The organism is Polyangium jinanense, assembly GCF_028435265.1.
GTDB classification, from domain to species: Bacteria; Myxococcota_A; Polyangia; order Polyangiales; family Polyangiaceae; genus Polyangium; species Polyangium jinanense.
The window spans coordinates 253,948-275,897 of sequence record NZ_JAGTJK010000007.1; the positions used below are offsets into that span (position 1 = coordinate 253,948).

A 21,950-nucleotide genomic window follows, 5' to 3' on the forward strand; every position below is an offset into this window, starting at 1 on the left:
GCTACCACGCGGGGCCATGTCCCTTCAGCCGTTCGACGAAGCGTTCCTCGCCGATCTACCCTACGACCCGGAGGTCTTGCTCTTCGACGCGATCGTCGAGCTCGACCCCGCCGGAAAACGCGTCGTCTGCCGGATGCCCACGGACAAACCGCTACCGTTCACGATCTCGCAACGCGCGCACCCGGTGCGTCACCCGCGGCACGTGGCGGGCGCGGCGATGGTGCATGCCTCGGGGATGCTCGGGTTCATCCATTCGTATTACCTGCACGGAATGCGGCATGCGGCGGGCTGGATCGGATATGGGACGCACCTTTATCAGGTGGTGTTCCGCAAGCTCGTGCCGCCGGGGGAGCCGATCATCGCGACCTGCCGTGAAGTGCGGGCGCGGCGGGGCGAGACGAAACAATTCGTGCGATACGCGTTCGAATTCCGGCACGAAGGCGACGTGTGTTACGAGGGGGAGCAGAGCGCGGTCTGGATGAAGGTGGGGGAGGGGGACGCGGCCTCGGGGCTGACGGAGGAGGCTTCAGGCTGACCCAGGGGAGCCCCGAGCCCCGCCCGTGAGCCTTTCGCCTGACCCGGGTCATCCCGCGAGCCTCGTCGAGAAGCCGCCGCCCTCACCCGGGTCACCTCGAAGCCTCGTCGACGAGCCTTCGCCCTCACCCAGGTCATCTCGAAGCCCCGTCGGCGAGCCTTCGCCCTGACCCGGGTCATCCCGGAAGCCTCGCTGGCGAGCCTTGGGGCTCCCTCGGGTCAGCTCGAAGCCTCGACGGGACGCCTGCTATCTCCAGGGAGTCACCGAAGCGAGGCGACGGCGAATCGCGAGCGTGCGCGTGAAAGAGGGGCCACGATTCGCAGCCGCACCCGGCGGACGTGGAGGGCGGCGTCCCACCCCACGAGGTTCAGGGCGAGTCATCAAGGCGACGTGTTCCCGCTTGCCAAGCTCGCTGTGTTCGTCGTACCGTCCGCTACATATGCGACGTCTCCGCCTTCTCAACCTTTCGGACCTGAAGCTGGGTCTCGACGACCTTTTCACCCAGCGTCTTCCAGCGCTGACCCTGTCTTCCCTCGGCAAGGGTTACGTCCCCTCGCTCAAGCTCAAGAAAGAGCTCGTCGATGATCTCCCACCTGCCCTTACCGGAGGGCGTCCGCTCGCCGAGGAGCTCGACGAGACCGACCGCGCGCATGACGGCTTCGGCGCCGCGCTTTACTACACGACCGAGGTATACCTGCGCCTTCCAGGCGCGGATCCGGCCCTCGTGGCCGCGGCCAAGCGTATTCGCGCCGCTTTCATTCCCGAGCTCGAAGACCTTCGCGACAGCTATGCCGACGAGGCCGCCGCCGCCGTCCGGCGCAAGGACGACCTGCCCGCGCTCGAAGCCGATCTCAAGCTCTTCCCTACCGCCAAGGGCGGCACACTCCACGACTGGGCCATCGCATACCTGGCCGCAGGCGAAAAACTGTCGACACTGCTCAGCAAGCGGGCCGACGTGGAGACGGACGGTCGCAAGCACGCGTCGAAGCTCCGGTCGGAGACGGTGGCATTGCTGAACCGGGTGCGGAATGCGATCGCGGACGACGTCGCGACGATGCCCGAATTGCCGCGGGATCTCGACGCGCAGATCTTCGGCTACCTCGACGAGCTGGAGCAACGACGCGAGGTCGCAAATCGCGCGGCGAAGGCGGCGAAAGAAAAGAAGGACGCGGCCGCTATCGGATGAATCGGACCCGGATCGGCGGCGTCTTCGCCGCCATGGGCCGGCCGTCTTTGTCGAGCGCTGGCGAATACTTCCTCACCATCGCGCATTGCGCTGCGACCATGCCGAACCCGTGGCCCGGGTCGTTCAGGATCTGCACCCACTCCGGGGATCCATTGGTGGTGACCCAGACCCTCAGCATGACGGTGGCGTCGTCGATCTCCGCCGCGTCGGCCGCCTTCGGGAATTGGCAATCCCACGTGTTCACCCCGCCCGGCGGTGGCGCGGCGTCGCTCGGAGCCGGCCTTTGCGGGGCGACGCCGAATGCGATTTTCGCGATCCCGCCTTGTCTCAAGAGATCCATCGTGTGCACGACGTCTTTCCACGGCGCCGCGGAATCCGCCTGGATGACGGCCCTCACGTCCGGGGCTTTTTCGTGCGCGCGCGCCGCCGCCGCGCGGATCTCCTCGTCGGAGTGGACCACGTTCCCGTCGATCATCGTCGCGCCGTTCGCGTTGACCACGACGACGAAGACCGTCACGACGTTCGACCATTCCGCGGCCTGTGGAAGGTCCACGGGGATCGCCGGCACGGCCGGTGGGGTGGTGGAGGGCGACGACGCGGCAGGCGGCGGCGCAGTCGCCTGGCACGCCGCGAGCAGCGGGAGCAAGCCGAGGAGGGCTCGGCGGAAGGGCACGGGTTGTCGCATCGAACCCGTATCCTGCCACGAGATGGGCTCAGGGCGAGAGCTTCATCACGAAGATATCGTCGTACCCGGTGCTCGAAAGCTCCGTGACGCCGAGGTTGATGTTGCCGTCGAACGAGCCGGCGAAGATCGTGTTGCCCGCGCGATCGATGGCCATTCCCTCGGTCACCTGGTCGTCGTCCTTGTCCCCGAACGGCTTCGCCCACAGATATTTTCCGTTCGGATCGAGCTTGAGCGCGAAGAGGTCGTAGCGGCCCACGTCGAGCCCGCTATTGATGAGCGCGTCGTCGCCCGTGAACTGGAGGACGCCCTTATAACTTCCCGTGACAATCACGTTGTCGTCGGCGTCGACGCCGATGGCCTTGCCTTCCTGCGGGCCGACGCTGCCGGCGCGGAAGCTCCAGAGGTGCGCCCCGTCGGGATCGAACTTCGCGACGAACAGGTCCGGATCGCTGTTCGAAGGGCTCGAGAGCGGGTCTCCGCCGAAGTTGATGGTGCCGGCGAGCTCGCCGGTCAGCAGGATGTTGTTCTTCGAGTCGATCGCGAGGGCGCGGCTGCGTTGCTCGGTATTGGCGGCGCCGAAGACCTTCTGCCAGAGCGGCACGCCGTTCGTGTCGAACTTGGCGAGCAACATGGTGCGGCTGCCGGGGCTCGCCTGATCGGGGAGCGGATCGCCGAGGCTCATGGTGCCCGCGAAGGCCGTCTCCAGGACGATGTTGTCCTGGTGATCGAGCGCGACGCGGCAGAGGATATGGTTCGGCGGGTCGCCCGGGGCCCCATTGCCGAGGCGCTTGCTCCAGACCGGATTGCCGTCCTTGTCGAGCTTCGCGAGGAAGACGTCTCGACCGCCTATCGCGTTGATCAGCTGGCCCGAGGCGAACTGCAGCGAGCCCTCGAAATACCCGGCGATGATCGTTTCACCCTTCGAATCGACGGCGATCGTCGTCGCAATCTTCGGCTGCGACGAGCCGTCCCCGAATCCCTTCGCCCAGACGGTCGCGCCCTCCGGGTCGAGCCGCGCGACGAACACGTCGGATTGGCCGCCCAGGTCCGTGAGCTTGATGCCGTTCGGCAGCTGGAGCTCCCCCTGATAAGAGCCGGCGATGAAGATGTTTTGGTCGGGGCCAACGGTGACGGCGTTGACGTACTGGGCTTGCCAGTCGCCCGACCACACGACCCATTGAAATGCGCCCAGCGGGTTGAATTTGGCCAGGTAGATGTCCCAGCCTTGTCCATTCGTTGAATTGTTCGCCCCATCGAACGAGAACCCCCCGTCGTAGTTCCCCACGAGGTAGATGGAGTCGTCCATCGGATCCACGGCGACGCCCGACGCGCGCTGGTGGTTGAACTGGCCGCCGAACGCCTTTCCCCAGAGGACATCACCCGTCGCCGCGCCGCCCGATCCGCCGGCCCCGCCGCCGCCCGCGCTCGAGCCGCCCGGCCCGCCCATGCCGCCCGCGCCTCCGTCGCGCTCGGGCGACGGGACGGCGTCGGGCGTGAGGCAAGCCGCGAGGAAAATGACCGACGAGCTCAGAGCGACGATAGGTTTCATTAAAATCGACCCCCGACGGCAGCACCTGCGACATTCGGTCCGATCCAAGGGACGACCACGGGGCCCGCCGACGTCCCCCAAGAGGGCGACCGGGACCCGAGGACAAACCCCGTCACCGCCGCGCCGAGCGCAAGGACGCCCCCGGCGCCGAGGCCCACGAAGAGCGCGAAATCCCGCTTCTTGCGGGCGTTGTCTTCCGTGGGATCGTATTCCGAGAGCGGCGGGCACCCGCGCTCGAGGTCGCCGTTGCAACGCGCCTCCTGCCGCCCCTCGATGTGGGCCTGATCGATGCGGAAGGCCGCGGCCGCGACGCCGAGCGCGACGCCCCCGCCCGCGGCGACCCACGCCCATGCCGGAATGCGCCCGCCGCCCGGCGTGGCCGCGTCGCCGCTCTCTGGTTCGAGCTTGATTGCAATCTCCTCCGTCTTGCCCTCGGCCGCGGTGAACGATTTCCGGATCGCGCGGAAGCCCGGCGCTTGCACGGCGAGCGTCTGCGGGCCCGGGTCCACGGGAATGACGCTCCCGAGCATGGCCGCGGGCACCTCCTGGCCATTGCGCGTGATGTAAAGGCCGGCGGGCGGGTTCACGACCGTGAGCTTCACGCGCGGTAGCTTCGGCTCGATCTGCGTGATGCCTTCTTTCGCGATCGTGTCGAGCGCGCTTTTCCGCTCCGCGCCGGGCGTCTCCTGATTGAGGACGAGCGCCCGCTTGTACGCGGACCAGGCTTTGGCGAGCTTGCCCTCGTGCTCGTAGCACTTCGCGAGGTTGAGCATCGTGCTCGGCGCTGAATACACCATCAAGCTCGCCTCGAATTTCGCGCAGCCGGCGGCCCAGTCGCCCTTCTCCACGAGCTCCCGCGCGCTCTCGAAGAGCGCGAGCGCCGCGGGATCCGGCACGGAAGGCTCCGCGGCGGCCGCGGGACGGGCCCACGCGGCCGCCGCGAGGAGGCCGACCCAGGCGGCGCGCCGGGAATGCCTAGAGAGTCTTGAGCTGATCATAAACGGAGGTCTTGCGGGCTGGCTTGGACGGTGCATTCTGCGACGGAGGTTTCCCGCGGGGCGAAGCAGAAGCGCTGGCGGTCGGCGCGGTCGGGAGCGCCGAGGCCGTTGCCGCGACCGGAACCAGCTCGGCTGTCGTGGGCGGCGTCTGCGCGGACGGCCGAGGCTCGGGCGGTGCCGCGTTCGTGCTCTCGGGCGGTGCCGCATGCGTGGTCCTGGTTTCCTCCTGTGCAGGCCACCGCGCAAAAACGACGACGAGCGACGCGCCCAGGAGCAAGGCCATGAGGGCGACGAGGACGGCCGCCACGCCGGTCTTCGATTGGGGTTTGTCCGAGGCGACCGCGGGCGCCGGGGCCAGAGGCCGGAGTACCTCGGCCTCCGCGGGCCCCGGCAGCGCCACGCCGAGCGCCGTCGCGAGCGCGGTGATCTCCTCGGAGGCGCGCTCGAACCTCACGGAAGGCACGATGTCGGTTGCCCGGGCAAACCACGCGTCGAACGCCTCGGGCAGCGTCACGCCATATCGCTTCGCCCGCTGCGTCGGCGCCTCCTTCGCGCCCTGCATCATGGTCATCAGGAACGCATACACCGAGTCGCTCGTCTTCGACTCGTCCATCCAATACGGATGCCCCACGAGCAGCGCATACGCGATGTGCCCGAGCGCATACAGATCGGAGCGCGGCCCGATCGTCCCGTCGCCCGTGATCTGCTCGGGCGACATGTACGGGGGCGTGCCGAGATTGCGGGTTTGCCGGTCCGCGGCCTCGCTTTGCGCGACCATTTTCGCGATCCCGAAATCGAGCACCTTCACGCGCGGCGAGCCGTCGTCGCGGTGCGTGACGAAGAGGTTCTCGGGCTTGAGATCGCGGTGCACGATGCCCGCGGCGTGGGTCTTGTCGAGGGCGCGCGCGACCTGCCAGAGCAGCGTCACGACCTCGTCGGGCGCGAACCGGCCGCGGTCGTAGAGGAGCGTCGCGAGGTCGTCGCCCTGGAGGAGCTCCATCGTGAGGAACGGCGCGCCCGTCTCGGGATCCACCCCGGCGTCGAACGTCTCGACGAGGTGCTCGCTCACGATGTCCGCGGTGATCGTGGCCTCGAGCTTGAACCGCTCGCGCATCTCGGCGTTCTGGATGATGCTCGGCAGCATCACCTTGAGCGCGCGCCGCCGCCGCGTCTTGAGGTCGACGACCTCGTAGACCACGCCCATCGCCCCGGCGTTGACGGAACGCACGATCTGGTAGTGCCCGTGAAAGATCGAGCCTTCGGAGAGCTCCGTTCGCGAGGGGACGTTCACGTGAACGCCATCGTACCCCGGCCTCGCGCGGCGGTTCAAGAAGGAGGAGACGCCGGGGGAGTGCTCGTGACGGCGATTGCCGGCGTCCGCGTGACGCGTTTCACTTGGGCGATTCCATCACGCATTTCTGATCGCAGCCGTCACCCGGCGTCTTGTTTCCGTCGTCGCACGACTCGAAGCCCGCCTGCACGATGCCGTCGCCGCAGCGGGGCCCGAGCGCGCAGCCCGCGGCGCATTCGCCGTAGCCGCCGTCGTTCGTCCCGTCGTCGCAGAGCTCGCCGAAGAGGCTGTCGATCTGTCCGTCGCCGCAGGACGCGGCCGTCTTGCAGCCCGGCGCGCACCCATTGCCGTACGGGGTCAAATTCACGCCGTCATCGCACTCCTCGTTGCCTTCCGCCTGCACGATGCCGTCCCCGCAGTACGGGCCCTTCTTGCAATCGGGCGTGCACGAACCGTAGCTGCCGTCGTTCGTCCCGTCGTCGCAGGCCTCGTTTGGGGTGACGATGCCGTCGCCGCAGACGCTCTGGCAGGTCGATTTCGTGTTCACGAAATTCGAGAGCGTCAGCCGGTAGTTCGATTGCGACGTGTGCCGCTCGGCCTGGAGCACGACGGTCTCGTAGATCTTGCCAACCTCGAGCCCGAGCTCCAGCGCCTTCGCCGCGTTGAGCAAGACGCCGCCCGTCTGCGCCCCGTGCACGCCGCCGAGGTTCACCGCGAGCCGCTTGTTCACGAAGACCCACACGTCGTCGTCGCCGGTGAAATCGAGCTGCTCGTTGCCCTTGTACTCGAACCAGTACCGGACCTCGCTCGTGAAATGGAAATTGTTCGCGTTCCCCTCGTTGCCGAAGCCGAGCCCGTTCAGCGGGAAGAACGTCGTGTCGTCGAACCGGTACGCGCCCGAGGGCAACTTGTTCAGCGTGAGATTCTGCAGGACCGTGAAGTTCACCCCGGCGACGTCGCGGTACCATTGATCGAAGTTCGCCTTGCCCGAGGTGGTCGGCGTGGTCGGGTTGCCCGCGTAGACGGGTTTGCCGTCCGGGCCGAGCATGTTCTGCACGATCCCGAGGTCGCTGCCGTTCGGTCCCTCGAAATCGGGGTGCGCGATCTTGAAGTCGCGCAGGACGATCGGAATCTCCAGCGTGTCGCCCGCATTCTGCGCGACGTCCTGGCAGGAAAAACCCGGCTCGATCTGGCACGTCGAGGAGCAGCCGTCGCCGTTCGCGCTATTGCCGTCCTCGCATTGCTCGTCGTCGCCCGGAAGCTTGAGGCCGTCGCCGCAGGTCGATTTGCACGCGCCCATGGCGCAGTCGGGCTCGCGCTGGCAGAACGGCGTGCAGCCGTCGCCCATGTCGTTGTTGCCGTCGTCGCAGGGCTCTTTGCCCTCGACCACGGCGTCGCCGCAGACGGTGGGCTTGCAAGGCATTCCAGGCGGACAAACCCACCCGATTTCGAGCTGGCAATTCGCGTCGCAACCGTCGCCGGGCGCCACATTGCCGTCCTCGCACTCCTCCTGTCCCGCGAGGATGCTGTCGCCGCACGCAGCCGCCTGGCAGGCGGCGCCGATCACGGGGCATTGCCAGCCGAGCTCGACCTGGCAAAGCGCGTCGCAGCCGTCCCCCGGCGCCGCGTTCGTGTCGTCGCACGTCTCGGCGCCCGTGACCTTGCCGTCGCCGCAGACGACCGTGCTCACGCAAGCCATGCCCGGCATGGGGCACGCGTAATCCTTCTCGATCACGGTGCAATCGTTGGAGCAGCCGTCCCCCGCGTTCACATTGCCGTCGTCGCACGTCTCCCCGGGCTCGATGATCCCATTGCCGCACACCGGCCCGCAGGGCCCGCCGTCGCAATCGCCGCCGCCGCCGCCCCCCGCGCCGCCCTCGCCCCCCGCGCCGCCAGAGCCACCGGACCCGACGAAAATGTCCCCACCCTCGCCCCCGCCGCCCGAATCGCCGCCGTCGGGCGCGCCTCCCGTCCCCGTCCCGCCCGGCGTGCCGGGATTGGACCCGCCTCCGCAGCCGGCGGCGATCGCGGAGGCGAGGGAAACGGCCGCGAGGGGGAAGAAAAGCAAGGCGTGTTTGTGTCGCATGGGCAAGCTCCTTTGCTGGGGCCTCGGGTGTGCTTTGGGCACAATCATGGAAGATAGCGCGAACGGGCGAGCAAGCTCGCGGATGGCAAGGGCTTGACGGGTCCGCTTGCTCGCTCTAGCCCGAAGAGCCCCGAGGCCTTGCCCCGTTCCCCTCCGAACCCCCATGAAACGCCGAGCCCCATGAGCGAAAACGACATCGCCACCCTGCGCCGCGCCCTCACCGAAGGCGCCCTCCTCCTCCGCGCGCCCGAGCTTGGGACGCTGTCGGTGCGCGGCAAGGACCGACAAACCTGGCTGAACGGGATGATCACCTGCGACCTTGGGCCGCTGAAAGCAGGGCAGGGCGCGTATGGATTCGCCGTCGCCAAGACCGGCAAGATGCTCGCGGAGCTGCGGATCCTGATCGAGGACGACCGGATCCTCGTGGGCGCGCCGCGGGATCGGATCGCCACGCTCGTCGAGCACTTCGATCACTACGTGATCATGGAGGACGTCGAGCTCGAGGACGTGAGCGAGGAGGTCGCCTGGATCGTCGCGCACGGCCCCGGGGCGAAAGATCTCGGCTCGCTCGCGCGTGCACACGGCGCCCTCGCCGCAGCGTCGGTGGATATGTCGGGCAAGGGCGGGGCGCTGCTCGCGTTCGAGCCCAAAGACGTCGACACCGCGCTCGGACGCTTGGAGCGCAAAGGATCAGCGCCGCTGCTCCTCGCGGACGAGGCCGCGTGGGACGCGTTGCGCGTGGAGATCGGCCTCGGCCGCTGGGGCAAGGATTTCTCCGGGGAGAACTATCCGCAGGAGGCCTCGCTCGAGGCTTTCGCGGTCTCGTTCCAGAAGGGCTGCTACCTCGGGCAGGAAGCGGTCTTCATGCTGCAGAACCGCGGGCACGTGAAGAAGAAGCTCGTGCCGATCTCGATCGAGGGCGACGCAGAGGTGCCTGCTTCCGCGGAGATCACCGACCCCACGGGCAAAGTGATCGGCGCCGTGACGAGCGCGGCGAAGGGCCCCGAGGCGGGTCGCGTGCTCGCGCTCGGGTACGTGAAGTACAAGCACGCGGCGAAAGGCACGGCGATCTCGGTGGCAGGGCGGCCGGCCGTCGTTTCCTGAAGGATCGGCCGAAAAAAAAGCGGCGCGCGGATCCGAGATCTCGCGCGCCGCAAAGACGGCCTTTATCGGGCTTGGATCAGGGGAAGATGTCGCGCTCGCCGTAGGCGGCGGCGATGCGCTGGAGCGCGACGGCGTAGGCGGCGACGCGCATCGAGCACTTCTTCTGCCGCGCGACCTCGACGACCTCGCGGTAGGCGCGCTGCATTGCCTTCTCCAGGCGCTCGTCGACCTCTTCGAGCGTCCAGTGCTCCGAGCGCTTGTTCTGCACCCACTCGTAGTAGCTGACGGTCACGCCGCCGGCGTTCGCGAGCACGTCGGGCAGGATGTCGATGCCACGATCGATCAGGATCCGCTCGCCCTCGGGCGAGCAGGGGCCGTTCGCGCCCTCGGCCACGAGCTTCACGTTCAGCGCCTTCGCCTCGTCGATGCCGACCTGGTTCTCCAGCGCGGCGGGGATGAAGATGTCCGCCTTGATCTTGAAGAACTCCTCGCGGCTGATGTGCTTGCCGCCCGGGTAGCCCGCGATCGAGCGGTTCTTCTTGACGTAATCCTGAAGCTTGTGCGGGTTGAAGCCCTCGGGGTTGTAGAGGTAACCCGTGTGATCACCGACCGCGATCGTCGAGGCGCCGAGCCGCGACAGGATGAGCGAGGTGAACGAACCGACGTTGCCGAAGCCCTGCACGATGAGCGTCGCGCCGCCGAGCTGGAAGTCGCGCTCCTCGGCCCACTCCTGGATGCAGTACACGAGGCCCTGGCCCGTGGCCTTCTCGCGCCCGAGCGTGCCGCCGCAGGCGACGGGCTTGCCCGTCACGACGCCCTTGACCGACTGGCGGAAGAGGCTGCCGACGGTGTTCATGTACGTATCCATGGCCCACGCCATGGCCTTCGCGTCCGTGCCGACGTCCGGCGCCGGGATGTCCGTATCCGGGCCGATGTTCGAGCCGAGCGCATGGAAGAACCGACGCGTGATCCGCTGCAGCTCGTCGCGCGAGACCTTGTTCGGGTCGAACTTGACGCCGCCCTTGCCGCCACCGAGCGGCAGGTTCATCAGCGCGCACTTCCAGGTCATCATCGCCGCGAGCGCCTTGACGTCGTCGAGCGAGACACCCTCGTGATAACGAATGCCGCCCTTGTACGGGCCGAGCAGGTTATTGTGCTGGACCCGGTAGCCCTTGAAGAGCCGGATCGAGCCATCATCCATCTTCACGGGGAAGTTGATGATGATCTCGTTCTTCGGCTGGCTGAGGATCGTCTTGATGTACTCGGGCAAATCGATGACGCGGGCGGCCTCGTCCAGATAGCCCTGTACGACCTTGAAGAACTCGTACTTGTGGTGCTTCTCGACAGAGGCGGGCGGCACGCTCACGGACCCGGCAGTGCTCACCGTCTGTTGGTTATCCATGGGTGGCCGTTCTAGTCCGTGCCAAAGCCCAAATCCATTTTTTGTTTCGAGGTTCTGCGCACGCGCCGCGCGTCATTCGCCGATGACGCGCGGCATCGACCCTTTTGCGAAAAAATTGCCATTGTGCGCTGCAACATCGCGCCCGGGCGACGATGCGCGTCAATGGGTGGTCACTCGATCGATCAAGGTCGAACCCAGAAGAAGAGGACGTAGATGTATGTGAACGTCCCCGTCACCATGAGCGCATCAACACGATCGAGGATGCCGCCGTGCCCAGGCACGATGCCGCCCGAGTCCTTGACCCCGGCCGATCGCTTGATCATCGACTCCGCGAGATCACCCGCCTGGCCGAGCGCGCCCGCCACGAGGCCGAGCACGATCGCGTGGTTCAAGGGCAAACTCTTCACGTACACATAGTGCCCCACGACAGCGCCGATGACGGCCGCCGCGAGTCCACCGATCGCGCCCTCGATCGTCTTCTTGGGGCTGACCGCTTCGTAAAGCTTGTGTTTGCCCAGGAACCGGCCCGCGAAGTATGCGCCGGTGTCGCTGAACCAAGAGAGCACGAGCGCGAGCACCACGAAGCCCGGCCCGCTATCGCCTGCGTCGCGCCGGAGCAGCGCGAGCGAGCCGAGCCCGCCCCCGAGCCACAGCGGGCCAAACCCCATCGCCGCCGCCCGCAACGCCGCCGTCTCGATCGAGCCGAGCCGGAAGAGCGTGAGGAAAAGCGCGACCGTCGGCAGCAGGAAGACGAGCGCCACGAGGGCACGCGCATCCGTGCCGAAGAACCAGAGCACGGCCATCACGGCGAGCGTGACGCCGACGCCGAGGATCCGCGACGGGCCGTCCTGCGGATGCGTCATGCCGAAGAACTCGATCGCGCCGACGATGAGCGCGACCGCGAGGAAGATCGCCCAGCCCCACGCGGGGCCGAGATAAAGCAGCGCCAGGATGGCTGGGACGCCGATCAGCGCCGAGAGCAGGCGCATCGCGAGGTTGCTACGGGCCAAGGTCAAACCCCAATCGCCCCGCCGCCAAGGGGCGAAGCCGTGCGCGGAGACGTAGCATGCGACAGGACGCGACCGAAGCGCCTCTCGCGACGCTGGTAGCTCGCGAGCGCCTCGAAGAGGTCCTGTTCCGTGAAGTCGGGCCAGAGGACGTCGGTGAAGGCGAGCTCGGCGTAGGCCGCGCCAAAGAGCAGGAAGTTCGAGATCCGATGCTCGCCGCCCGTGCGAATGATGAGGTCGGGCTCGCCGACGCCGAGGCTCGGCAGGCGCGAGGCGATCGCCCGGGTGTCGATCGTCTGCGGGTCGAGCCTGCCCTCACGCGCCTCGATCGCGAGGTCCCGCGCCGCCCGCGCGATCTCCTCCTGGCCGCCGTACGAGAGCGCCAGCGCCAGCGTCATCTTGCGGTTGTCCCCCGAGGCCGCGCGCAGCGGATCGAGCGCGTCACGCACGAACGGCGGCAGTCGCTCGAGGTCGCCGATCGCCACGAGCCGGATCTCGTTGTCGAGGATCTCGTTCCGCTCGGCGACCAGAAACTCGTGCAAGAGCCCCATCAGGGCGTCGACCTCACCGGTCGGTCGCGCCCAGTTCTGCTCGCTGAACGCGTATAGCGTCAGCGCCGTCAGCCCGAGCCGCCGCGCCGCTCGGACCACCCTTCGGACCGCTGCACTGCCGGCCTTGTGGCCAGCCTCACGAGGTTCGCCGCGCAATTCGGCCCAACGGCCGTTGCCGTCCATGATGATCCCGACGTGGTGTGGGAGGTTGCTCGCGTCTACGTACGTCATCACAGTCTCGAACGCCCGAAAGGCGCGGCGCAGTTTCCCCTGTTGACTACCGACTGTCGACTGTTGAGTCTCCCGCCATGAGCATCGGCCTAGGTTTGACCGTCACGCTTCGCGTCCGTATCGGAGCCCACGACGCCCACTACGCGGGCGAGCTCGTCGATGGGGCGCGAATCCTCGGGCTCTTCGGCGACGTCGCCACGGAGCTGCTCATCCGCCTCGACGGCGACGAGGGCCTCTTCCGTGCCTATGAGGCCGTGGAGTTCCTCGCGCCCGTCCGTGCCGGCGACTACATCGAGGCGACCGGCGTCATCACGAAGGTCGGCAACACCTCGCGCACGATGGCCTTCGAGGCCCGCAAGGTCGTGGCGAACGTGCGTGATCCCGCGCTCTCGCCCTCCGCGGCGGACGCGTTCGCCGAGCCCGTCGTGGTCTGCCGCGCGATCGGCACGTGCGTGGTGCCGAAGGATCTGCAGCGCCGGCCGCGCCTCGTGCTCCCCGCGCTCTCTTCGCCCGGCCCCGAGCTCGTGGCCAAGTTGCCCGAGCCGCGCCCGATCATCACGCCGCCTCCGAACGTGATCGTCACGCCGCCCGAGTCGCCGCTCGTGCTCACGGCCGCGATCGTGGGCGCCGAGGTGACGCGCGCGCACACGCCCTACCTGCCGATCACGGCGCAGGAGCTCGCCGACGAGGCCGCTCGTTGCCGCGACGCCGGCGCCGCCGTGATCCACCTGCACGTGCGCAACGCCGACGGCTCGGCGTCACAATCGAGCGAGCTCTTCGGCGAGGCGATCGCCCGCATCCGCGAGAAGACGGACGTCATCATCCAGACCTCGACCGGCGGCGCCGTCGGCATGAGCGTCGAGGAGCGGCTCGGCCCGCTCGCGTGCAAGCCCGAGATGGCCACGCTGAACTGCGGCACGATCAACTTCGGCGACGACATCTTCGTGAACACGCGTCCCGACATCCGCGCGATCGCACGCCGCATCCGCGAGGCCGGCAGCATCGCGGAGCTCGAGTGTTACGAGGTCGGCCACATCCACGAGGCGATCGCGCTGCTCAAGGAAGGCCTCATCGGCGAGCCTTTGCACTTCCAGTTCGTCCTCGGCGTGCCCGGCGCGATCATGCCGAGCGAGGCGGTCATCCAGTTCATGCGCTCGCAGATCCCCGCGGGCGCGACCTGGGCCGTCGCCGCGGTTGGTCGTCACCAGCGGCCCATGACCGAGCTCGCGATCAAGCTCGGGGGCCACGCGCGCGTCGGCCTCGAAGACAACATCTACCTGGAGAAGGGCGTCCTCGCGGAGGGCAGCGCGCCGCTCGTCGCGCGCGCCGCTGCGTACGCGAAGAGCCTCGGTCGCGAGGTCGTCGACCCCGATCGCGCCCGCGTGCTCCTCGGTATCACCACGGCCGCCGCGTGATCGTGCGAGCCCAGAACATCCCCGCCCGGAAGCCATGACGTCGCCGCGAGGCCCTTTTTTCGACACCCTCGCGGCGCACGCGCGCTCGCGTGGACCGTTCGTCCTCGGGATCGCGCTCGTCGCGCTCCTGATCCGCGTCGCCACGAGCCCCGCGCCTCCCGCGCGCAGCGTCGAGGCGATCGCGGCCATGCTCGGCGCCTCCGTCGGCGGCTCCGTCCAGCCCGAAGATTTCGTGTGGGAAGAGCGCGGCGGGTTGGTGCACGACGCCATGATCGGTCGTCGCGTGCTGTTCATCGCGGCGCGGCCGAGTGGCCCGAATGCTACGCCCACGAACGATCTCTACCGTGCGGAGGTACGTATCTCGCGCGGCGGTCGTCCGATCTCCGTGCGCAGGGTCGTCAACCTGACGAACACGCCGCTCGGGCACGAGCACGACCTCGTCGCGCACGGCCGATGGGCCGCGTATGCCACGAGCGCCGACGGCCTCGTCCAGGGGATCACGATCCTCGATCTCGCGGGCGACGCGGCCTCGCAGGCCGCGCGCACCCGAAGCGAGCGCCTGCGCGCCTCCGTGGAGAACTGGCTCTCCGAGGGCGCGCTGCGTGGCATCGGGGAGACCGCGGTGCTCTTCGGCGTGCCGCCCAAGGAAGCGCGCTTCGAGCTCACGGAGGACATGCTCGTCATGGCCCTCGGCGAGGCCGCGCTGCCCGCCGCGGTGACGCTCGCCGACGCCTCGGTGAACCCCGGCCTGCGCGATGAGCACGTGCTCGCGGCGCAGCGACTCCCGCACGACGTGACCCCGTGGTCGCGGTTCCTCGAACAGACCACGCGCGAGCTCGTCGGCGAGGGCGCGGCCGGTCGCGTGAAGCGGATCTCCACGAGCGCCCGGACGATCGCCATTCGCCTGCGCGAGGCGACCGCATCGCCGCCGCCCGAGCTCCCGGCCGCGCCGCCGCCCGAGACGCCCTCGGACGAAGGTTTCCCGCCGCCGCGCGTGGCCACGAAGCGCGACCGGACCTTGCCCGGCGAGGGCCTGTGGATCCCGGCGCCCGCGGCGCATCCCTTGCCGATGAGCAAGCCCGAAGCGCCGCCCGCAATCTTCACGACGCTCGTCCGCCCCGATCCCGATCGCCCGCACGCCGTCGTGCACCTCGTCGCGATGGATGGCCGTCGCCTCGAGCTGCGCCCGATGCCCGGCACGCTCGCGCCACGCACGCCCACGGGCCTGCGCGGCGAGGGCCGCATCCCGGCCGCCGACGTGCCCGCCGCCGTCGCCGTGTTCGCGGGCGGCCCGCCGGCAAACACGCCTCCGCTCGGCCTCGTCGTCGAGCGCCGCACCTTCCTCTCGCCGCGCCCGGATGCCTCCACGCTCGCCGTCGATCGCTTCGGCCGTCCCTCGATCGGCGCCTGGCCCTTCGGCGCGGACGTGCCCGTGGGGATTCGCTCCCTCCGGCAAACTGGCGCGCCGCTCGTCACGTCGGGCCACATCGGAAAACTCTCCGAGGCCGATGCCGTCCTCGCCGATCGCTCGGCGCTCTGCGTGACCGAGGCGGGCCACCTGATCTACGGCTGGGGCGAGGCCCTGCCTGCGGAGCTCCTCGCGCGCGCGCTCGTGCTCGCCGGCTGCCGCGACGCGCTCCCGCTCGCCACGAGCCCGGATCCCACGGGCATCGGCTTCTTCCAGCGAACGGGCGACGAGATCGGCGCGCGCGCGCACGTGGCCGGCATGTCCCTCGCCCCGGAGCGCGCGCTCAGCGGCTCGCCCACCGAGCTCGTCTACGTCGTCGTGCGCAAGGCGAACCCGGATGCGCCGCTGCCCGAGGGCGTCGCGTGGGAGCCGGATCTCGGCACGCAGCCTGCGCCGCTCTGGCAACCGGGCATCTACACGGCGACCGTCTCCAAGCTCGGCGCGCAGGTGCGCCTCGCGTGGTTTGCCCCCGAGCGCTTCACCTTCCACATCCGCGCCGGCGAGAAGGAGCTCTCGCACCGCTTCGGCGGCACCTTCCCGGCCGCGCTCTCCGACGCCGAGCGACCCCACGTCCTCGCCGCCACAGGCCTCGGCACGGGCCGCCGCAAGGGCCCGCGTGGCCTCGCCATCGACGGCTCCATCGGCCTCAAGTTCGGCCCCGGCGCCGGCGTGCTCGTCGTCGGCGACGGCCCCGTGCGCATCGACAAAAGCGAAGCCTTCACGCCCACGCCCGACGCCGACGCGACCGAGCTTCCTCTCACCGCGGACGAAGGCCGACCTCTCCCCGAGGCGCGTGTCGTCGGCTCGATGCGCCCGCGCACGGCCCTCTGCGCGTTCGGCGACGGCGCGGTCCTCCTCGCGTCGACCACCTTCGACACGGACGAGGCCACGACCGAGGCGCTCGTGGACGCTGGCTGCACGCGTGTCGTGGCGCTCGATCGCGGCGCGCACCTCAACGCCTTCGTCCACCGCGCCGGCGGCGAAACGCCGCCCGAGGCGCGTTACGAGCAGACGACGCTCTACGCCCTCGAGAGCCCCATGCGGGGCCGCGCGTCCACGTTGATCGATTCTACGAAAGCAAACTAGTTGCGTGCGCCCCTCTTCCGAGCGGGAGAGGGGAGTGCGGCTAGGCCGCGGCCGCGGCGCGCTGGATGAGGATCTTCAGCCGCCCGAGGGCGCGCGCGTGGAGCTGCGACACGCGCGGCTCGCTCACGCCGAGGTGCGCGCCGATGTCCTTCAGCTTCACGCCGTCGAAGTAGTGCATCCCGACGATCTGCCGCTCGCGCTCGGGGAGCTGCTCCATCGCCCGGAAGAGCGCGCGGTACGACTCGCGGGCCTCGTACGCCGCTGCCGGATCCTCGTCCTCGGCGATGAGGTGCACCTGCTCCTCCATCGGCGTGAGCTCGTGCAGGCTCACGAGGCACGTCGGCCGCGCGGTACTCGAGTCGCCCTCTCGCGCGGCCGTCACGGCGGCGCGCCTTCGCCGGCTCAGCCAGTCCTGGGCGCGCAGCTCGTCCACCACGGCGCCGCGGATGCGCATGCGCGCGTACCACTCGAACGTCTCGCCCCCGTTGCCACCGTTTCTGCGGAGCGAGTCGAGCAGCCCGAACACGCCTGCGGCGAGCAGGTCGTCCCGCAGCACGTTGGCCGGCAGTCGCCGCGCGATCTGCGCGACGATCTGGTTCACGAGCGGCAGGTAGCTCTTGAGGGTTTGCGCGCACACCGGTGCCAGGCTCCCCTCTTGGAGCGCGCGCGCTCGTCGAGGTCTCACGTCGGACACCGGGCCTTCGGGGATCGAGCGGCGACTGACCATGCTGGCGGGCTCTTGCGGGGCGCAGGGCGACACCATGGCCGTGCACCCGCTCAGATCCGCCTGGGTGATGACGGTCGCGTCTCGTTCCTGAACATCCTGTCGGTGGAAGTAGGACTGCTGCATCTGTTCAGGGACCTCGTGATGTAAGCAACGTTCGTGGCACATCCTTGTGAGGTGGCAAGGAACGGCTCGTCCCAAACGTACACTGGTCCCGTCCTCCAGAGAAGGACCGCAAACGAATCTACACCACGCATTCTGCACCAGGAAATTCCCTCAGACTATCAGGAAAATCCCTACGGTTGCCCCGCCGGGGCTGGGTCAGTTCTGACCCGCCTTCGGCGCGTTTCGAGGCGTCGGATCCTGCGTGCTGGAGTTTCCAGTTGAAGGATCAACGACTTGCGAAGGGGGGGGATGGGTATCCCCGGACCCACCTCCCTGCGTGGGGGGTGTAGGCGGCGTTTCTTTTCCTGCCCCACCGGGGGCAGGGGTTGCGCCCGAAGGCGCTTGATCCACGTCCGCGGTCGACTCGTCCGCCGAAGCTTGGGCCACGGGGGAATCGTAGCGGGGGGCCTCACCTGGCCTGGAGTAGTCGATCCAGAAGGCCTTCGTGGTTCGAACGTCGAGGTGAACGAATGTGCTGTTCGGGTAGTAACCTACCCCAGCATTGCGGAAGGTCCGACAGAAATCGCGCAGCATCGTGTTCGGCACGCCCTCGATGCTGAAATCGATCGCCCTGCCCAGGTTGTGGTTCGAGTGCTTGGTGTACTGGGTGGGGGAATAGGGGCGGAACCCACTCGTGATGTGGATCGTACGCCCGCCGAAGTGATCACTCACCATGCCGATCAGCGTGGCGAGGCGCGGATCGATCGCGGTCTTCGCGCCTGAAGGCCCGTGCCGCATCATCTTGCCGAGCCCCGTGAGCGCCGACGGCACGAGCCGCCCGTGCTTCGTGAGCAGCTGCGTCTCGAGCCGATCGGTGCCGCGCACGAGCTTCACGAACCCCGGCCGCTTCGGCTTCATCACGAGCGGCTCGGGCTTCGCGGGTTTCGCGTCGCCCTTCTTTTTTCCCTTGCCAGCGGCGGCGTTCTCCTTCGTGTCCGCCTTCTTGCTGTCCTTCTTCGCTCGTTCCGCCGCCGCCTTCTTCGCGGCCTCCGCTTCTTTCCCCTTTTCGGGGATCACGAGCTCCTGACCCGGCTTGAGAAGCTGCCCAGGTCGCAGCCCGTTTGCCGCTCGGATCGCGTCCACCGTCGTGCGATACCGCTTGGCGATCTGGACGAGCACCTGCCCCTTGGCAACGACGTGAACGACGTCCCCCGCCTCGGCGTATACTGAGGTGAGCGCGACCGCGGCGCCGGCCAGCAAGGCCACGCAGCGGAGCCGGAACGAAGATCGAGCCGGTTTCGAGGCGAAAGCGTCCATGTGTGATGTGTTCAACGTTGCCCGGGGGCTCCCTACGAACGCGCACCCAAGGCTGTCTTACCTTCGGTACGCGGAACCGTGCGATGCGTAAAGCACTATTTTGGCCGCGGATTGGCGGCGGTGCGATGCTGGCTCCGACCCCCTCCCGGGGTCTGGCCGGCGGAGCCCTCCCGCGCCGCAGCTGCGAGGACCAGGACTGATCGATGGCGGACGGAAACAACCTGGTGGGCGTCGACATCGGTTCGAGCGCCATCAAGGTGTGCCAGCTCAAGGAAGGGCGCAAAGGGCTGTCGTTGGTCCGGGCCGGCTACTGCACGCTGCCGCCGCAGAGCATCGTCGACGGCCACGTGATGAACGCCTCGGCGATCGTCGCGGCCGTGGGCCGGGCGCTCGCGGACGCGAAGATCAAGCAGCGCGAGGTGGCGCTGAGCATCAGCGGCCAGGCCGTGATCATCCGCAAGATCACGGTGCCGCTCATGACCCAGAGCGAGCTCGACGAGCAGATCCAGTGGGAGGCGGAGCAGCACATCCCCTTCGACATCAAGGACGTGCACGTCGACTACGAGGTCCTCCGTCGCCGGCCCGAAGCAGGGCAGATGGATCTTTTGCTCGTCGCCGCAAAACGCGAAGAGGTCAGCGACTACCTGGAGATCGCACGGCAAGCAAAGTTAAAGCCTCTCGTCCTCGACATCGACGCCTTCACTGTCCAGAACCTCTTCGAGTACGGCCGCGGCATCCCCGCCGATCAGACGTTCGCGATCATCAACGTCGGCGCCTCGCTCACCTCGATCAACATCGTCTCGCGCGGCGCGAGCTCGTTCACGCGCGACATCCCGAACGCGGGCAACTACGTCACCGAGCAGATCCAGAAGCAGCTCGGCGTCACGTTCGAACAGGCCGAAGAGCTCAAGTGCCAGAGCGTGGCGCAGCCCTTCGGCCCGACGGCCCAGGTGCCGCCGATCGTCGACGCCGTTTGCGACACGATCGCCGGCGAGATCCAGCGCTCGCTCGACTTCTTCCTCGCCACGAGCGGCGAGCCCGAGATGCACCGGATCTACCTCACGGGCGGCACCTCGAACCTGCCGGCGCTACCGGCGGCGATCTCGCGGCGCTCGCGCGTGCAGGTGGAGCTGCTCCAGCCGCTCGAGCGCGTGTCCGTCGAGGGCAAGGACGTCAGCGCCGACATGCTCCGCACCCGCGGCTCGCAGCTCTGCGTGGCCCTGGGTCTCGCCATGCGCAAAGACAAGGAGAAGCGCGCGTGATCCGGATCAACCTCCTTCCGCACAAGCGCGGCGCGGCGATGGGGGCCCCGAGCCAGCGCTGGCTGCTCGTCGTGCTCGCCGTGGTGCTGCTCGAGATCGTGGGGCTCTTCCTCTTCTACCAGTCGAAGCGCGAGGAGCTCGACGCGCAGAACCGCACGAACGCGCAGCTCAAGAGCCAGATCGACGACATCAAGCGCCTCGTCGCCGATCACGACGAGCTCAAGAAGGCCCTCGCCGTCCTGCGCGCGCGCGAAGAGGCGATCGCGAAGCTCCAGGCGGGCCGCACCGGGCCGACCGCGGTCTTGCTCGAGCTCGCGCAGATCATGACGACCGGCAAGGGGCCCTCGGCCGATCCGGACAAACTCGCGAAGCTGCGCAAGGACAACCCCCTCGCCGTCTTCAACCCGGCCTGGGACTCGCGCAGGCTCTGGCTCACGGGCTACCTCGAAGGACAGCGCACGGTGCGCGTCGAGGGCCTCGCGCGCGACGGCAACGACGTCTACGAGCTCGCGCAGCGGCTCAAGCTCTCGCCCTACTTCTACGAGGTCACACTTTTGCCGGGAAAGAAGGACGAGGACCGCGTCTCGAAGATCGATCTCGTGAGCTTCGCGCTCCAGCTCAAGGTGAGGTACTGATGGCCGCCAAAGCACCCGCGGCGGGCAGCTCGTCGCTCGATCGCCTGCCCCTTGCCGGAAAGATTGGTGTCGGCCTCCTCTTCCTGACGCTCGTCGGCGCGCTCTTCTTCGTCTTCGTCTACGAGGACCTCTCGAACGAGCTCGCCGCCGCCAAGCAACGCGAAGGCACGCTCCGCGGCGAGCTGCGCGCGGCCGAGGCCGTGAGGGATGCCTACCAGAAGGACCGCGACGAGAAGATCCGCAGCGAAGCGCGCGCCGAGCAGACGAAGAAGATCCTGCCCGACGAGCCCGAGACGCCCGCGTTCCTCGCCTCGCTCCAGCAGACGGCCACCATCGCCGGCGTGAACCTCACGAGCTGGACGCCCGTCGACGAGATCCCGCAAGAGTTCTTCGCGAAGGTGCCGATGAAGCTCACGCTCACCGGCCGCTACCACCAGATCGCAAAGTTCTTCCACGGCGTGGGGCAGATCGACCGCATCATCAACATGGAAGACATCCAGATGAAGCTGTCGACGAAGAACGGCACGGTGAAGCCCGAGAACCCCGGCGAGCCGGAGGTCAACGTCGAGTGCCTCGCGACCGCGTTCCGCGCCCTCCGGCTCGACGGCAAGGACGGCGCGAAGCGCAGGGGGACCGGCAAATGAAGCGCGCGCGTTCGCTCTTCTGGCTCCTCTTCGCCGCGCTCGTGCTCATCGTGTTCGCCTCCGGCTGCGAGGAAGACGAGCTCTGGGTGCCGCCGCCGAGCGCGACTCCATCGCCCGGCGCTGCGCCCGACGGCGGCGTGGGCACGGACGGCGGGCCGCAGACGGCCGCGAAGAAAGATCAGCCGGAGCTGCCGCAACGGGAGTTCGTCGAGGCCGACTTCACCGAGACCGAGAAGAACCGCGACCCGTTCCGCGGCTTCGCGAGCGTGTTCGCGCAGCAAGCCAAGGGCCGCGCCGTCGTGCAGCGGACGGTGGTGATCGAGCGGTACGCGCTCGACGAGCTCAAGCTCTCCGGCCTCGTCACGCGCTCGCAGCCCCGCGCGCTCTTCATCGACCCCGCCAACGTCGGGTGGGTCGTCAAGGTCGGCGATTACGTGGGCAAGCCCGAGATCGTGCGCACCGGCGGGCCCGCGGGGATCGACGTCGCCATCAACTGGCGCGTCGATCGTATTCGCGAGGGGGATGTCGTCTTTGTTCGCGAGGACCCGGCACACCCGGAAATTGCCCCCGTTACGCGCGTGATCGCGCTCTTCCCCGAGGAAAACGCCGGGAACGAAGCCCGGCGGTAGCGACGAATTGGGCCCCCTTCGCGCGGTTTGGGTAGGATCG

Annotated in this window: 19 protein-coding genes; 9 read left to right on the forward strand and 10 right to left on the reverse strand. The window is 68.4% G+C overall.

Annotated elements, in window-relative coordinates:
* Positions 1-16 precede the first annotated feature (16 nt).
* Together KEG38_RS17510 and KEG38_RS17515 are read left to right on the forward strand one after the other, a co-directional pair.
* A complete protein-coding gene (locus KEG38_RS17510; protein WP_272420780.1) occupies positions 17-535 on the forward strand; it encodes a hotdog fold domain-containing protein in 519 nt (172 codons plus the stop codon).
* Positions 536-974: 439 nt separating this feature from the next.
* Complete coding sequence (locus KEG38_RS17515) at positions 975-1,721, forward strand: hypothetical protein (protein WP_272420781.1); 747 nt, start codon at positions 975-977, stop codon at positions 1,719-1,721.
* Here KEG38_RS17515 and KEG38_RS17520 read toward each other — a convergent pair.
* From KEG38_RS17520 to KEG38_RS17540, 5 genes are all read right to left on the reverse strand, one after another.
* A complete protein-coding gene (locus KEG38_RS17520) occupies positions 1,711-2,406 on the reverse strand; it encodes a biopolymer transporter ExbD (RefSeq protein ID WP_272420782.1) in 696 nt (231 codons plus the stop codon). The two genes, KEG38_RS17515 and KEG38_RS17520, sit on opposite strands and share 11 nt — an antisense overlap.
* A 28-nt stretch (positions 2,407-2,434) precedes the next feature.
* On the reverse strand, positions 2,435-3,955 hold the full coding sequence (locus KEG38_RS17525) for a hypothetical protein (RefSeq protein ID WP_272420784.1): 1,521 nt from the start codon (positions 3,953-3,955) through the stop codon (positions 2,435-2,437).
* Positions 3,955-4,953 carry an outer membrane protein assembly factor BamD gene (locus KEG38_RS17530; RefSeq protein WP_272420785.1) on the reverse strand — a complete coding sequence of 333 codons (999 nt, stop codon included), beginning with the start codon at positions 4,951-4,953 and terminating at the stop codon, positions 3,955-3,957. The genes KEG38_RS17525 and KEG38_RS17530 overlap by 1 nt, the downstream gene beginning before the upstream one ends.
* Positions 4,931-6,244, reverse strand: coding sequence for a serine/threonine protein kinase (locus tag KEG38_RS17535; protein WP_272420786.1), 1,314 nt, complete (start codon positions 6,242-6,244; stop codon positions 4,931-4,933). The genes KEG38_RS17530 and KEG38_RS17535 overlap by 23 nt, the downstream gene beginning before the upstream one ends.
* Before the next feature lie 100 nt (positions 6,245-6,344).
* Positions 6,345-8,330, reverse strand: a complete 1,986-nt coding sequence (locus KEG38_RS17540) for a DUF4215 domain-containing protein (protein WP_272420788.1) — start codon at positions 8,328-8,330, stop codon at positions 6,345-6,347.
* Between the two features lie 180 nt (positions 8,331-8,510).
* Between KEG38_RS17540 and ygfZ the strand changes: the two genes are divergently transcribed.
* Positions 8,511-9,434, forward strand: coding sequence for a CAF17-like 4Fe-4S cluster assembly/insertion protein YgfZ (ygfZ, locus tag KEG38_RS17545; RefSeq protein ID WP_272420790.1), 924 nt, complete (start codon positions 8,511-8,513; stop codon positions 9,432-9,434).
* 76 nt (positions 9,435-9,510) lie between these two features.
* Here the strand turns inward: ygfZ and KEG38_RS17550 are convergent, their stop codons facing one another.
* The 3 genes from KEG38_RS17550 to uppS all read right to left on the reverse strand — a co-directional run bounded on the left by KEG38_RS17550 (position 9,511) and on the right by uppS (position 12,625).
* Positions 9,511-10,836 (reverse strand): Glu/Leu/Phe/Val family dehydrogenase, encoded by a 1,326-nt coding sequence (locus KEG38_RS17550; protein ID WP_272420791.1) that lies wholly within the window; start codon positions 10,834-10,836, stop codon positions 9,511-9,513.
* A 182-nt stretch (positions 10,837-11,018) separates the two neighbouring features.
* Positions 11,019-11,846 (reverse strand): phosphatidate cytidylyltransferase, encoded by an 828-nt coding sequence (locus tag KEG38_RS17555; RefSeq protein ID WP_272420792.1) that lies wholly within the window; start codon positions 11,844-11,846, stop codon positions 11,019-11,021.
* 2 nt (positions 11,847-11,848) lie between these two features.
* Positions 11,849-12,625 carry a polyprenyl diphosphate synthase gene (gene uppS / locus KEG38_RS17560; protein ID WP_272420794.1) on the reverse strand — a complete coding sequence of 259 codons (777 nt, stop codon included), beginning with the start codon at positions 12,623-12,625 and terminating at the stop codon, positions 11,849-11,851.
* Between the two features lie 77 nt (positions 12,626-12,702).
* On the opposite strand from uppS, the gene kal/cle reads away from it, so the two are divergent.
* The gene (kal/cle, locus tag KEG38_RS54840) at positions 12,703-14,040 is read left to right on the forward strand and encodes a bifunctional 3-aminobutyryl-CoA ammonia lyase/3-keto-5-aminohexanoate cleavage enzyme (RefSeq protein WP_276073191.1); all 1,338 of its coding nucleotides are present in this window, start codon (positions 12,703-12,705) and stop codon (positions 14,038-14,040) included.
* A 34-nt stretch (positions 14,041-14,074) separates the two neighbouring features.
* Positions 14,075-16,594 (forward strand): hypothetical protein, encoded by a 2,520-nt coding sequence (locus tag KEG38_RS17575; protein ID WP_272420796.1) that lies wholly within the window; start codon positions 14,075-14,077, stop codon positions 16,592-16,594.
* Positions 16,595-16,634: 40 nt separating this feature from the next.
* Here KEG38_RS17575 and KEG38_RS17580 read toward each other — a convergent pair whose 3' ends face one another.
* On the reverse strand, positions 16,635-17,279 hold the full coding sequence (locus KEG38_RS17580) for a sigma-70 family RNA polymerase sigma factor (protein ID WP_272420798.1): 645 nt from the start codon (positions 17,277-17,279) through the stop codon (positions 16,635-16,637).
* A gap of 360 nt (positions 17,280-17,639) precedes the next feature.
* Positions 17,640-18,689 (reverse strand): peptidoglycan L,D-endopeptidase MepK, encoded by a 1,050-nt coding sequence (locus KEG38_RS17585; RefSeq protein ID WP_272420800.1) that lies wholly within the window; start codon positions 18,687-18,689, stop codon positions 17,640-17,642.
* Positions 18,690-18,943: 254 nt separating this feature from the next.
* Between KEG38_RS17585 and pilM the strand changes: the two genes are divergently transcribed.
* The 4 genes from pilM to KEG38_RS17605 are packed head-to-tail and all read left to right on the forward strand — an operon-like array spanning position 18,944 to position 21,910.
* Positions 18,944-20,002: a type IV pilus assembly protein PilM gene (gene pilM / locus KEG38_RS17590; RefSeq protein WP_272420801.1), complete on the forward strand. Its 1,059-nt coding sequence runs from the start codon at positions 18,944-18,946 to the stop codon at positions 20,000-20,002.
* Entirely contained in the window at positions 19,999-20,637 is a 639-nt protein-coding gene (locus tag KEG38_RS17595; protein WP_272420803.1) for a PilN domain-containing protein, read from the forward strand. The genes pilM and KEG38_RS17595 overlap by 4 nt, the downstream gene beginning before the upstream one ends.
* Positions 20,637-21,281: a type IV pilus inner membrane component PilO gene (locus tag KEG38_RS17600; RefSeq protein ID WP_272420805.1), complete on the forward strand. Its 645-nt coding sequence runs from the start codon at positions 20,637-20,639 to the stop codon at positions 21,279-21,281. The genes KEG38_RS17595 and KEG38_RS17600 overlap by 1 nt, the downstream gene beginning before the upstream one ends.
* Positions 21,278-21,910: a pilus assembly protein PilP gene (locus KEG38_RS17605; protein ID WP_272420807.1), complete on the forward strand. Its 633-nt coding sequence runs from the start codon at positions 21,278-21,280 to the stop codon at positions 21,908-21,910. Before KEG38_RS17600 ends, KEG38_RS17605 begins: the two co-directional genes overlap by 4 nt.
* Positions 21,911-21,950 lie beyond the last annotated feature (40 nt).